The organism is Paenarthrobacter sp. NPDC089675 (assembly GCF_044749185.1).
In the GTDB taxonomy this organism is placed as follows: domain Bacteria; phylum Actinomycetota; class Actinomycetes; order Actinomycetales; family Micrococcaceae; genus Arthrobacter.
On the sequence record NZ_JBIVHM010000002.1, the window covers coordinates 215,317 to 228,239 of the forward strand.

The 12,923-nt window shown below is 63.7% G+C and carries 14 protein-coding genes; 8 read left to right on the forward strand and 6 right to left on the reverse strand.

Annotated features, from left to right (window positions below):
- Positions 1–258 precede the first annotated feature (258 nt).
- Together ACIPY2_RS05105 and ACIPY2_RS05110 are read left to right on the forward strand one after the other, a co-directional pair.
- Positions 259–1,095 (forward strand): EAL domain-containing protein, encoded by an 837-nt coding sequence (locus tag ACIPY2_RS05105; protein ID WP_400265291.1) that lies wholly within the window; start codon positions 259–261, stop codon positions 1,093–1,095.
- Between the two features lie 176 nt (positions 1,096–1,271).
- A complete protein-coding gene (locus ACIPY2_RS05110) occupies positions 1,272–2,321 on the forward strand; it encodes a helix-turn-helix domain-containing protein (protein WP_400265292.1) in 1,050 nt (349 codons plus the stop codon).
- Between the two features lies 1 nt (position 2,322).
- Here the strand turns inward: ACIPY2_RS05110 and ACIPY2_RS05115 are convergent, their stop codons facing one another.
- The gene (locus tag ACIPY2_RS05115) at positions 2,323–2,445 is read right to left on the reverse strand and encodes a hypothetical protein (protein WP_400265293.1); all 123 of its coding nucleotides are present in this window, start codon (positions 2,443–2,445) and stop codon (positions 2,323–2,325) included.
- Positions 2,446–2,530: 85 nt separating this feature from the next.
- Here ACIPY2_RS05115 and ACIPY2_RS05120 point away from each other — a divergent pair, with 85 nt between their 5' ends.
- The 3 genes from ACIPY2_RS05120 to ACIPY2_RS05130 are packed head-to-tail and all read left to right on the forward strand — an operon-like array spanning position 2,531 to position 4,566.
- On the forward strand, positions 2,531–3,223 hold the full coding sequence (locus ACIPY2_RS05120; protein WP_400265294.1) for a histidine phosphatase family protein: 693 nt from the start codon (positions 2,531–2,533) through the stop codon (positions 3,221–3,223).
- Between the two features lie 24 nt (positions 3,224–3,247).
- A complete protein-coding gene (locus tag ACIPY2_RS05125) occupies positions 3,248–3,799 on the forward strand; it encodes a DUF3090 domain-containing protein (protein WP_400265295.1) in 552 nt (183 codons plus the stop codon).
- Complete coding sequence (locus ACIPY2_RS05130) at positions 3,799–4,566, forward strand: SCO1664 family protein (protein WP_400265296.1); 768 nt, start codon at positions 3,799–3,801, stop codon at positions 4,564–4,566. The genes ACIPY2_RS05125 and ACIPY2_RS05130 overlap by 1 nt, the downstream gene beginning before the upstream one ends.
- Positions 4,567–4,619: 53 nt before the next feature.
- On the opposite strand, the gene ACIPY2_RS05135 is transcribed toward ACIPY2_RS05130, so the two are convergent.
- The 5 genes from ACIPY2_RS05135 to ACIPY2_RS05155 form a co-directional block, all read right to left on the reverse strand.
- Positions 4,620–5,654 (reverse strand): AAA family ATPase, encoded by a 1,035-nt coding sequence (locus tag ACIPY2_RS05135; protein WP_400265297.1) that lies wholly within the window; start codon positions 5,652–5,654, stop codon positions 4,620–4,622.
- A 27-nt stretch (positions 5,655–5,681) separates the two neighbouring features.
- On the reverse strand, positions 5,682–5,987 hold the full coding sequence (locus tag ACIPY2_RS05140; protein WP_400265298.1) for a hypothetical protein: 306 nt from the start codon (positions 5,985–5,987) through the stop codon (positions 5,682–5,684).
- Between the two features lie 132 nt (positions 5,988–6,119).
- A complete protein-coding gene (locus tag ACIPY2_RS05145; RefSeq protein ID WP_400265299.1) occupies positions 6,120–6,464 on the reverse strand; it encodes a DUF6510 family protein in 345 nt (114 codons plus the stop codon).
- On the reverse strand, positions 6,461–7,198 hold the full coding sequence (locus tag ACIPY2_RS05150; RefSeq protein ID WP_400265300.1) for a ferredoxin reductase: 738 nt from the start codon (positions 7,196–7,198) through the stop codon (positions 6,461–6,463). The genes ACIPY2_RS05145 and ACIPY2_RS05150 overlap by 4 nt, the downstream gene beginning before the upstream one ends.
- A 10-nt stretch (positions 7,199–7,208) precedes the next feature.
- Complete coding sequence (locus ACIPY2_RS05155; protein WP_400265301.1) at positions 7,209–7,799, reverse strand: molybdopterin-dependent oxidoreductase; 591 nt, start codon at positions 7,797–7,799, stop codon at positions 7,209–7,211.
- A 192-nt stretch (positions 7,800–7,991) separates the two neighbouring features.
- Here ACIPY2_RS05155 and ACIPY2_RS05160 point away from each other — a divergent pair, with 192 nt between their 5' ends.
- The 3 genes from ACIPY2_RS05160 (at position 7,992) to ACIPY2_RS05170 (ending at position 12,883) form a co-directional block, all read left to right on the forward strand.
- Complete coding sequence (locus tag ACIPY2_RS05160) at positions 7,992–9,965, forward strand: helix-turn-helix domain-containing protein (RefSeq protein WP_400265302.1); 1,974 nt, start codon at positions 7,992–7,994, stop codon at positions 9,963–9,965.
- A 157-nt stretch (positions 9,966–10,122) separates the two neighbouring features.
- On the forward strand, positions 10,123–11,373 hold the full coding sequence (locus ACIPY2_RS05165) for an iron-containing alcohol dehydrogenase (RefSeq protein WP_400265303.1): 1,251 nt from the start codon (positions 10,123–10,125) through the stop codon (positions 11,371–11,373).
- A 34-nt stretch (positions 11,374–11,407) separates the two neighbouring features.
- A complete protein-coding gene (locus ACIPY2_RS05170; RefSeq protein ID WP_400265304.1) occupies positions 11,408–12,883 on the forward strand; it encodes an NAD-dependent succinate-semialdehyde dehydrogenase in 1,476 nt (491 codons plus the stop codon).
- Positions 12,884–12,923 lie beyond the last annotated feature (40 nt).

Genomic DNA, 12,923 nt, shown 5'->3' on the forward strand with positions numbered 1-12,923 from the left:
GGTCCCCGTTCCGGCCGGCGTGTTGGGGGAGACGACCGGACGGAACGGGAACACTGAAAAAGCCTAGTTCCGCTCACGCCGCCATCCGGCAGTGAAGGTATCGATGCGTGCACAAGATCCCAGCGTGGGCGTCACTGCGTGCAGCCGCCCGAACGTGCTGCCCGCCATGCACGGAAAGGAACAGCCAAGCACCAGACACTGCACGAAATGAAACTGCCCTGCACACGGCAAAGCACGGTGGCACCTTAGTGTTTTGCAATGCTGAACTTCACAGCCACCAGGGCGTCACCCCGGGGAAGCGGCCAACGCCGCAACCCATTCGGTGGATGGCTGGCGCGAGCGTGGCCGTCCGTCCTTGGGGCATTGACACCGAGCGCCAAAGTTCGCGTCCGGGTACTCCTTGCCAACCGGGCCGCATCAACGGCCTTCCAACCAATCCGCTCTTTGGACACCGGCGTGATCGCAGGCGTTGAAGCACTTACGCGTTTCACCGGGTTGGCAATGAGATCACCCGAAGCCATGTTCGCTGACGCCGCCTCGGCCGGATGCCTGGTGGAACTGGAGTTCCTGGCCATGGAGGCAGCGCTCAAGGCCGCAGTCGCCCTGCCGGCACCGCTTTACGTTTCCATAAATCTTTCGCCACAGGCATGTCTTGACCCGCGCTTGGAGAACCTCATCCGCAACTCACCGGTCAAGCCCTCACGGGTGGTTCTGGAGCTGACCGAGCACAGCCCCGTGGCGGACTATGCTGCCTTGCGGGCCCGTTTGGCGCGAGTACGGAAATCGGGCCTGCGCATCGCCGTCGACGACACCGGCGCCGGTTTTGCCTCCATGCGCCATGTTCTGCAACTGAAGCCGGAGTTCATCAAACTTGACCGTGACATGGTGTCCGGGATTGACACCCACGACGTCAAAAAGGCCTTCGGAACAGCCATGGTGGAATTCGCAGCCAGCATCGGAGCCACGCTGGTGGCCGAAGGAATCGAAACCGAAGGGGAACTTGCCACGCTGAGGGAGATCGGGGTGCCTGCGGGCCAGGGATACCTGCTTGGTCGCCCTGCGGCCGCGCCCTCGGAATGGGTCGAACGGAATTGAGTACGCGGCGGGCGCGGGCCCTCTCTGCGGTGGTGATTCCGTGATCTCCGCCACGAATGCGCAAGCGTCCTCTGCAGGAGACCTAGACTTGGAGATCCTCGGTACGCAGAGCGCGCTCTGACTGCATCGATCCCCTTCGGAATTCCGGCTGCCAAGCAGCCATAAGGCCTCACCTCATGAAATCCACGCCATCGACCAGCCCCAAGGACACGCAGCCCGATATCTTGGACCAACTCCAAGGGCTGAAGCACTATAGCGTCCCGGCGGGCTTGAACCTCGAGGAGAAATTTGAACATTGGCGGTGCTGGTACGGCAGCGCCATAGACACTCCTGCGCGCCTGGAAAAGGCCGGGAGGCACATTCGTCCGCAGTTCAATCCAACTGCCTTGAGCTTGGAAGGCCCCGGTTTCAGCCTGGTCGATGTGACCAATGAACCGGCCAGCTGCAGTTGGAGTGCACCTCCTGAACCACAGAACTGGTTGCTGTACTTCAGGAGTTCATGCACAGGGTTCAGCTTCTCCGGCAGCACCGAAGAGATCACTCCCGGAACGGTCAGGTTCATGGACCACTCCTCCCCCGGCAGCTTCTACGCACCGGCCGGACTGAGTGCGGTGCGGATTCATTTTGACCGTCACCTGCTGGGCCTTGATGACAGGACAATGAAGCGGTTGGAGCGGCTGGCAGACATCAGGCAGCACCCCATGGTCCGCGGCCTGATCCTTCCGGCGCTGTCCAGCTGGCAGGACGCAAACCTCCAAACGGAGCTGCCGCGTCTGCAGCCGGTCTTCAGATCGATGATGACATCGTTGATCAGCTCACTCCTGGAAGCGCCGGCCGACGATAGCGACGTCCGCCCGGCCCGCATTGCGGCGATCAAGAAGTTCATTCGCAGAAACTACCGGAATCCGGCGTTGGACGTGGCCGAAGTCGTCGCGTACTCCTTCCTCTCCCGCCGGGCGCTCTACTACCTCTTCGAGAATGAAGCCTTCCAGGTGAACCAGTACATCCGTGCGCTCAGAACACTGGAAGCCCTGGAGCTCCTTGCCGACCCGAATTCCTGGAAACGCTCCTTGGGAACCATTTCCGAGGCCAGCGGATTCACGAATCTGCAGGCGATGCGCCGGGCCGTCAAGGAAGCAACCGGACTAACGCTTGGTGAAGCGCAGGCCGATCCGGGGCTCTCTCTGATCCACGCTGCCCGCCTGAGGGAACAGATCGGACCGTAACCTACGATCCGCCCGCTTCATCGTCCGGAGCGTCTTCGTTCTCCGGAGTGTCATGCACTTTTTTGGGAATCTTGCCCTCTACGTCCGCAGGCACTGGTGGATCCTTCTCTTCATCTGTCGACATGGGCCAAGCATAAACGGCCGGACCGGCGGCGGAATCGGCTCGCGTACGTTCACGGCGTCGTCAGTCGAATGGTTAGGCTGGTCGGATGGCGACAGTTATTCTCGTGCGGCACGGCCGCACCACGGCCAACGCCACCGGGTTGTTGGCTGGTCGGGCCCCCGGTGTCTCCCTGGACCAGATCGGCCGCGAGCAGGCGGCTCTAACCGGAGACCGGCTCTCGGCCGTGCCCGTAGTGGGAGTGGTTTCAAGTCCTCTTGATCGGTGCCTGGAGACCGCCCGGTTCATCCTCGACCGGCAACCTGGCAGTCCTTACGCGCCGGTGGAGGAAGACCTGACCGAGTGCGATTACGGCCAGTGGCAGGGGCGGGCCCTCACTGAGCTGGCAAAGGAGCCAATGTGGCCGGTCGTACAGTCGCAACCGTCCGCCGTCGTCTTCCCCGGGGGCGAATCCATGGCTGCAATGCAGGCGCGCTCGGTAGCAGCGGTTCGTCGCCACGACGCAGCCTTTGAGGCCGAGCACGGGCCGGATGCGGTCTGGGTGGCGGTAAGCCACGGCGATGTCATCAAGTCGATCCTCGCCGATGCCCTTGGCATGCACCTTGACCTGTTCCAGCGGCTCAGCGTTGGCCCGGCCTCCGTGTCGATCGTCAACTACGGCACCGCTCGGCCGAGCGTCCACGCGACCAACACTGAGGCGGGAGATCTGTCGTGGCTGGCGAAAGGCCTGCGATCGGGTGATGCTCCGGTTGGCGGCGGCGCGGGTCGGACGACGACCTGAGCGTCGTGTGCATAAAATACTCACATGCCTACGCGTGTTCACGAGTTTGCTTGGCCTGACCGGGTTGTCATCGGCACCGTTGGTGTCCCGGGAGAGCGCACGTTCTACCTGCAAGTACGGGCAGGGGCGCAGATTGTGAGTGTTGCCCTTGAGAAGCAGCAGTCCGCTCAACTTGCCGAGAAGATCGATGAAATTCTGGATCAGCTCATCACCGTCAAGGGCAATCCCTTCAGCGTTCCGACGAGTAGTCCTGTTGAGCTCGACGACGACGAGCCGCTCGAAACTCCCGAGGAGCAGTTCCGCGCCGGCGCAATGAGCCTCGGTTGGGATCCGACAACGGCCCAGGTGGTCATAGAGGCCTACCCCCTCAGCGATGTCGACACGGACGACGACGACGAACCGCTTGACGGCAATGACGACGACACCGAAATGTTGGTGGTCAGGATGCCGGTGGGTACCGCCCGGGCATTCACCAAACGCACCCGTGAAGTGGTGTCCGCGGGTCGTCCGACATGCGCGCTCTGCGGCTATCCCATGGACCCCGACGGGCACACCTGCACCCTTCCCGAGGTCTGATGGCGGCGCCGGACCTCGCGGTAGCCGAACTGACGCTCACCGGCCGCATCACGACTGCCTCGAATGCAACGTTCCTGGGCAGCATCGGCGACATACCCGTGGTCTACAAGCCGATTGCAGGCGAGAGCCCGCTGTGGGATTTTCCCCACGGTTCCCTGGCCCACCGCGAGCTGGCCGCCTACTTGGTCTCCCAGGCCTTCGGGTGGGACATCGTGCCGCGCACCTGGCTGCGCGATGGTCCCTTGGGGACCGGGATGGTCCAGCTCTGGCAGGAACAGGACCCGGCCCAAAGCGCCGTGGACCTTGTCTCAATTGACCAAGTCCCCCGGACCGGGGGGAAACAGATTCTTGAAGGACGCGACGAGACCGGACGGGAAGTCGCCCTCGTCCACGAAGACTCGCCGGCATTGAGGCGAATGGCGGTGTTCGACGTCGTGGTCAACAACGCCGACCGAAAGGGCAACCACATCCTCGCCATGCCGGAAGGGCACCGCCACGGCGTCGACCACGGACTGACCTTTCACGCCGACCACAAACTGCGGACCGTCCTTTGGGGGTGGATGGGAGATTCGCTGGCCCCCGAGGAACGCGAGGGCCTGCAGCGCGTCGGCCAGGAACTGCGCGGCCAATTGGGACATGACCTCGCGGAGTTGCTCACTGCCGACGAAGTGGCTGCGCTTGAATCCCGCTGTGACCGGTTACGCTCGGTGGGTTCCTTTCCCGCGCCGAGCGGGGACATGCCGGCGCTCCCCTGGCCGCTGTTCTAGCGGAATCACGACGACGCGGAATCACGACGGCGGCACGGCGGCGGCACCGCCGCTCAGACGAACCAGCGCCACCAGCGCGGCTGTTCCGTTTCAAGCGCCGGTTCCGGTTCGGGCTCCTCCCCCAGGGCCAAGGCCGCCTCGACGATGTCCTCGGCCGTGAGCATCATGACGGCATCCCGGTCAAGCTCGTTCAGGCTTTGCTCCTTGTCCAGTGACAACCGCAGCGCCTGCCGGTTGACTGCCTGCTCGAACAGCGTCCGCGCGAACCGTGCGTTCCCTGAGTCCTCGCCGGCGTGCAGCCCCATGAAGACCCGCCGGAGCATTTGCCCGGCACCGGGTTCCAGCGTGTACTCATGCTGGGCAAGCATGCGGTTGAAAATGGTCTGCAGCTCTTCGACGGAGTAGTCGGGAAACGTGATCTCGCGGGCGAACCGCGAGCGTAGTCCGGGGTTCGAGAGCAGGAATGCTTCCATGAGCCGCGGGTAGCCGGCCACGATGACCACCAGCCGGTGGCGATGGTCCTCCATCCGCTTCAACAGGACCTCGATCGCTTCGGGCCCGAAATCGGTCCGGCCGTCTTCGGGGGCCAGAGCATAGGCCTCGTCGATGAACAGGACTCCGTCCAACGCGCGCCCGATCACCCTGTCAGTTTTGATGGCAGTGGCTCCTACGTACTGCCCCACCAGTCCGGAACGGTCAACCTCCACCAGGTGACCTTTTTGCAGCAGACCTACCGCACGGTACATCTCAGCAAGGAGCCGGGCCACAGTCGTTTTGCCCGTGCCGGGGTTTCCCAGGAAGACGAGGTGCTGGGACGTTGCGACCTCCGGCAGTCCATGCTCCTTGCGGCGCGCCTGGACCTGGAGGAGGGCAACGAGGGCCCGTACTTGCTCTTTCACGGTCTCCAGCCCTACCAAGGCGTCGAGCTCGGACTGCAGCTCGTCCAAGGGTCGGGCCGGTGGGGTCCGGGCACCTACGAGATCGCCGACCAGGTCGTCAACACGCTCCGAACCCGGCAGCTTGAGCTGGTTGGCCAGATGACCGATGGTTTCGCGCAGGTCATCAAGCGGATTGCGGCTGGCAGCCATAGACCAACTGTAGTACCCGACCGGGCGCTAATGATCCCTGCGGGCAAACCGGTTCCTGGCTGAGTTTTTCAGGAGGATTCCGGCAAGGATCGGAATAGCGATGAAGATCAGCGCCCCCGGTTTCATGTGAACACCGAACTTGCCGTCCAGGTGGAATCCTTCGAGGACAGGTAAGCCGAATATCGAATGGGGAAACGATTGATCTCCTATTGCGTCCCGTGCATCAGAGGAAGCCCAGACGAACATGAACCCCAACACAGCCAAGCAGACAACGGTGACCAGCGTGGTCATGACAATGGCAATTGATGCCCCGCGAGGGCGCGAAGATTTCATGGTGATTCCTTCGGTATGAGTAGATGCGTCGGCAGTCATCATCTACTTGTGAAGAGGGGCCCGATTTCATGACGGTCTTAATGCGAAGACACCTTGAGAGATCTGTACTGCAGCGTGACTGGCTGCCGCCAGTTAGTCTTCCCGATCTATTTCGAGGTGGTCGAGACCGCTCAGATCCAACCAGTACCGGGTGGGCGTCCCTACCAACCGCAGCAGGACGCCCTTGCAATCACGACAGCGAACCACCACGCCAGGCGCGTCGACAAAGACCATAGCCGCCCCAAAGGCGCGCACTGAACCGCAATGGCGGCAGCGTCCGAGGGCTGCGATGATGTCGACGCGGAAAATTTCGGACAGGGCGCCGGCCGCGGCGTTTCCGTCCACATGCGGAATCGGATCGTGGGCTGCGCCGACAATGTCTTGGTCTTGGTCTTGGTCCTCGGGTTCGGGGAAAGCGAAGTCATGGGCGGTGCTCACTGTATGCCTCCCGTCCCGCCAAACCGCTCTGTCTTTATCGAATCAGCCGAATAGCCGGCCATCACGAGCCAGTCCGCAACGGTCTCCACAAAAACCGTTTGTCCGCACACAAAGACGTCCGGGTTCTCATCGGCCGGGAAAATCCTCGCCAAAAGTGTGTCCGACGTAAGGCGTGCCGGCATGAACGGCCAGCCCTCCGGCGTCGAACGCGTGTAGACGTAGTCGACACTCAACTTGGCCGACTCGCGGTCCAGAAGGCGCAGTTCGTCACGGTAGAGCGCGGTCTCTGGTGACTTGAGTGAATACAGCAGCCTGAAGGGAGAGGTATCGGTGGAAAGCTGATGTGCGCGGATCATGGACATCAACGGCACAACGCCCGAGCCTCCCCCGATCAGCTGCACGGGGTTGGCCTTGCCGTGCCGCCAAACAAACCAGCCGCCCACAGGACCCCTGATTTCCAAGCGATCCCCTACGGCCAGGTCCCGGACAAGATAAGGCGACACCTCGCCGTCGGGCAGTTCGTCAACCGTAATTTCCAAATGACCGTCCATACTGGCCGATGCCACCGAATAAGAGCGTATGGCTGTGTACCCGTCGTCGGCGGTGAGGCGGATGTCGATATGTTGGCCCGGCAGATGTCCCATCAGCCCCTCCACCCGGAACCGGATTGTCCGGGCCTTGGCATTCTCCTCGACTCCGCCCACCACTTCCGCGACTTGCCACACGGAGCTCACGGCACGTGCCTCATGAGTAGCGTTCCTCCCGCCATGGATTGCCGTGGAGGTGATACCCGTTCGATTCCCAGAATCCAGGGACGTCCTCGCCTGTCAGCTCCAGGCCGTGAATCCACTTGGCGCTTTTCCAGAAATACAGATGCGGTATCAGAAGCCTTGCCGGGCCGCCATGGGCCCGCTCAAGCTGTTTGCCATCGAATTCCCACGCGACCCATGCTTTGCCGCCCAGGAGATCCCACAGCGGGACATTCGTCGTGTAGCCGCCGAAAGAATGCGCTGTGGCAAAGTCGCTGGAAGTTTCGACGTTTTCGAAGAGCGTGTCCAATGAAACCCCACGCCACTCCGTTCCCAGTTTCGACCAACTGGTCACACAGTGAATATCCTGGGTAATTTCCTCTTGCGGCAAGGCCAGGAACTCACTCCAGGACCAGGAACTCCGCTTCCCGTCCTCCGTGGAGATGAAGAACTCCCATTCCTCGACGGGAATCATCGGAGCGGGGCCCGCCGTCAGCACGGGAAAGTCCTGCGTTTCATGCTGCCCGGGAGGCAGGGCGGGATTCCCGGACCGACGCCCCCGGAAACCGGGCGAAATGATACCCATGATGCACCTCCGCGATGGAGCCCCACCCGGCCTTTGACCGTGATGCCCTCACCATAGGTCAAGCTCCAGCCCCGGTCCAGAGATCTTCCGTCCGGGGCACTCCCTTAACAGCCCAGCAGCCACCCCCTCGCGGCCGCGGGGTCCTTTGTCCACGGGTTCTTTCATGTGATGGGCACGACTACCATTGGCAGCATGGGTGCACAAGAAGGTCCGGCCTTCCGTGCACGTGCCGCCCGCACTGACGGGCCGGCCCTGGGGCGGCTTCTTTCCCTCCTCGTCGACGGCGTCTCCGCTGAGGAGCTTGAACCCCAGCTGGAAAGCATGCAGGCCACCAGCCTCATCGACCCGACGACGGCCGCTGCCGTGCGAAGCCTCAACACCAGGCTTTGGGAAGCAGGCAGGCGCGAGGGCCTGCTCCGCGTCCTGTATGACACCGCCACGGACCTGACGGGTATCCGCGATGTGGAGGCTGTCCTCAAAGCCATCGTGCGCAGGACCCGTTCCCTCATCGGCAGCGATATTGCCTACCTGAGCCTGAATGACTACGCGACCGGGGAGTCCTACATCCGGGTAACAGACGGCGCCGCAACGGCACAGTTCCGCAACATCCGGATGCCCCTCGGGGAGGGCGTCCTGGGTGCTGTGGCTACCGGTGAGGCACCTGCCCAAAGCGCTGATTACCTCCGCGACGACACCAAGTCACACCTTGAGTCAAGCGATGCTGCCGTCGCGGCCGAAGGCGTCAAAGCCATCATGGGTGTCCCGTTGCGGGTGGAGGGCAAGGTCATCGGAGCCCTCCTCGTGGCCGACCGTCGTGCGCACACCTTCAGCAGTGACGACGTCGCCCTGATGGAATCCATCGGCACCCATGCCGCCGTCGCCCTCGAAAACGCCCGCCACTTCACCGAAATGGCGGATGCCCTCGCCCGGCTGGACCAAGCCCAACGTGAGAACCTCGCGCATGTCAGGGCACTCGAGGAGCTGGCATCCCTTGACCGGCGGCTGATGGAAACGCTCGCTTCCACGGACAGCCTGCCCGCCCTGCTGCGGCTGCTGGGCGAGTCGATGGACAGCGAGGTTTTCGTGGTCTCGCCAACGGGCCAGGCGATGGCGGGTCCCGTGCCGGGTTCCGACTTCGGCAGCCCGGCCGCGTTGAGCGCCGCCGAGACGTCTGCGGCCCGGACGCTGCCCGTTCCCTTCACGGCCAATGGACGGGACTACACCGTGATGTCCGCTGTTGCCGGTGATCAGCATCTCGCATCACTCGTTGTTGCGGGGCATCTGACACAAGAGAGAACCGCAGTACTTGAACGCAGTGCCCTGGTGCTCAGCGCGGCGCTGCTTTTTGAGCGTACCTACCAGGAAGCGCAGTACCGTCTCCAGCTTGAGCTGATCGACGAGCTCCTGAACCCCCGCTCCGAAAACGTGGAGGCAGTGAAAAGGAGGGCGGGCCGGTTCGGGCTTGCCGAGAACCTCCAACTCGTGGTGCGCGTGGTGGGAGTCAGCGACGACCAACGCCAGCGGGCGCTGGCGGTACTCAGGCGGCATACCGAGGGCCGCCCCGGCATTACCGCGCTGCACGAATCGCATCTCTGCATCATTGAGCCCCCCACCTACGGCGGGGAGGGACCTGCTGCCCGGGCAATATCCGGCAGGACAGCTGGTGGCCAAGCAATTGTCGACGCACTCAAGCGGCAGCGCATCGAGGCCAGCGTGGGCTCGTCTGAAGCCGTGACGGGATTCCCGCGGTTGGCTGCGGCCCACGCCGAGGCCCACGCGGTATTGGGCGCCCTGCAGGCCTTGGGACGGCACGGGGAGGCCGCGGACAAGGCCGCACTCGGCACGGCCGGCATGCTCCTCGGAGCAATGGAGAGCCCGTTTGCCGCCCAACTGCTGGCCGCCCAGCTGGGCCCGCTCCTGGACTACGACACAAGGCGCGGCACCGGGCTGGTTCAGACGGCGTGGACTTTCCTTGAACACGACAGCTCCTTGGCTGCTGCGGCCAATGCCCTGCATATCCATGTCAACACGTTGCGGCAGCGGCTCGCCCGGATCGACAACATCCTGGGCGAAGACTGGCGCCGCGGCGGACGCTCCCTGGACGTGCACGTGGCTTTACGGCTGTGGCGGCTGCAATCAGCCGGAGTGGGCGGACGTACGCCCTGAAGCCGATGGGGGCACGCAAGGGTGTCACATCGCCACATGTTGACGCCATCATTGTGGCTGGTAGATCCATATGCTGCCTCACACGACTCTGGAACGATGAGATCCACGGCACCTGTCAGGTAGCCGAAGACCCCACATCCTTGAGGAGTTAGTCACAATGTCGTGTGCGCATGAGGCGGGCATCCGTCCCACTACTTTCGGCGTCCTGCGGTTGCCGCGGACCGTTGTCGTCGGCGCCGGGCAGCGCTTCGCCGTCGCCGGAATCGCGGCCGAAATGGGCAGCAACGTCCTGGTTTGCACCGACCCCCGGGTTGCCGCCTCAGAGGAACTGAAGGCACTGGTGCGGTCCCTTGAAGGCCAGAACCTCACTGTCCGCGTGTTCGGCGGGACCGAGGCGGAACTCCCTGTCCCCGGCATCATCGCCTGCGTTGAAGAACTCAAGGGCCAGGACATCGACGTCATCATCGGATTTGGCGGGGGAAGCTGCATGGACATGGCCAAGGTCGTGTCAGTGCTACTGACCCACGGTGGCGTGCCCAGCGACTACTACGGCGAGTTCAAGGTCCCGGGACCGGTCAAGCCGGTGATCGCACTGCCAACGACGGCGGGCACAGGCTCGGAGGCCACGGCCATCGCCGTCGTGTCCGACCCTGAACTCGGCATGAAAATGGGCATCTCGAGCCCGCACATCATTCCGTTCGCTTCCGTTTGCGATCCCGAACTCACCTATTCCTGCCCGCCATCGCTGACGGCGGCCACGGGCGCAGATACGTTCGTGCACCTGGTCGAATCCTTCACTGCAATCACCCGGGACCCCACCCCGACCCTTGCCAGCGAACGTGTCTTCGTTGGCAGGAATGTCCTCACCAACTCCCTCGCCCTGGACGGAATCCGCCTGGTGGGCCGCAGCCTGGCCACCGCCTACAAGGATCCGGGCAACGTCGACGCCCGCGGAGACATGATGCTGGCAGCACTCTATGGCGGCATCGTCCTCAGCAACGCCGGCACCGCTGCCGCACACGCCATCCAGTACCCGGTCGGCGCGCTGACGCACACGCCGCACGGCGTCGGCGTCGGGCTGCTGCTCCCCTACGTCGTCCGCCACAACTTCAGTGTGATCATCCCCCAACTGGGTCAGATCGCCGAGGCCCTCGGACGCGACACCAAGGGCATGGACGCCCGGGACGCAGCGATCCCAGGTGTCGAAGCCATCGACGAAGTCATCGCCGCCATCGAACTGCCCGCCACCTTGGCGGAACTGGGCGTCAAGGAAAACGACCTGGCCAGGATCGCCGAACTGTCACTGAACTCAAAACGGCTCATCGACAACAACCCCCTTCCGCTCGACCTCGCAGCAGTCGGGTCCATAGTGCAGGCCGCCTTTGCAGGCGACCGCACCATCAGTTGAGCCAACACCCCATACAAGAAGCAAAGGTTCTGCCATGACCCTCCTTTCCACCCTGGAACCGCTTGATCTCGAAGGACTGACGGTTCCCCGCCAACTGCTCATCGCAGGACGCTGGCGGGACGCCGCGAGCGGCGGAACGGTCGACGTCGTCAACCCCTCCGACGCGACCGCCATCACTGCGATCGCCGACGCCGACGTCGCTGACGGTCTCGCCGCCGCCGACGCTGCCGCGGACGCACTGGCCGCTTGGGCCGCTACTCCCCCGCGCAAACGAGCCGAAGTCCTGAGCCGCTGCTTTGACCTGATGACCGAGCGAAGCGAGGAACTTGCCCGGCTTATCTCCCTTGAAAACGGCAAGGCACTTCCGGACGCCCGCGGAGTGGTGGCCTACGCCGCGGAGTTCTTCCGCTGGTATGCAGAGGAAGCCGTCCGGATCATCGGAGACGTCTCAATCTCCCCCTCCGGAGCCAACCGCATACTGGTCCAGCACCAGCCGATCGGCGTTTGCGTCCTGATTACGCCGTGGAACTTCCCGGCCGCCATGGCCACACGCAAACTGGCACCGGCGCTGGCCGCAGGCTGCACTGCCGTGCTCAAGCCGGCGACCCTGACGCCATTGACCTCCCTGGCGATTGCCCAGCTGATGGTCGACGCCGGTGTCCCGGCCGGCGTCGTCAATGTTGTCACCACGAGCAAGACCAGCGACGTCATGACGCCGATACTCGCCGACCCCAGGGTGCGCAAGCTGTCCTTCACGGGCTCGACCGGTGTCGGGCGGCACCTGCTGCGCCAGGCCGCGGACAACGTCCTCAAGTGCTCGATGGAACTGGGCGGCAACGCGCCGTTCCTGGTGTTCGAGGACGCCGACCTGGACAAGGCAATCGACGGCGTGATGATCGCCAAGATGCGCAACGGAGGCCAAGCCTGCACGGCAGCCAACCGGATCTACGTCCAACGCGGTATCCAGGCCGAGTTCGCCAGCCGCCTGGCGGCCCGCATGGCCGGCCTCACCGTTGGCCCGGGCACGGATCCCGCAACCGAAGTGGGACCCCTCGTTGACGAAGCAAGCGTCATGAAGGTCGACGCCCTGGTGCGCGACGCCCTCGACCAGGGTGCCCGCCTGCTGACCGGCGGACAGTTGCCCGCAGGGGACGGCTACTACTACCCGCCAACGGTACTGACCAACGTGCCGCTGCACGCCCGGATGGTCAGCGAGGAGATCTTCGGCCCCGTCGCTTCCATCATCGGGTTCGACACGGAAGAGGAAGCCGTCGCGGCCGCCAACGACTCCGAGTACGGTCTTGCGGCGTATGTGTTCACGGAAGACTTCCGCCGCGGGCTGCGGATCGCCGAGCGCATTGAAAGCGGCATGGTTGCTGTGAACCGCGGCCTGGTATCGGACCCGGCAGCCCCGTTCGGTGGCGTGAAGCAAAGCGGACTGGGACGCGAAGGCGCCCACCAGGGCCTGCTGGACTTCACCGAGACCAAGTACATCGCAGTGGATTGGTGAACCGGCCCCCTGCCGGTTACCACCGTCCCATCAACAAACC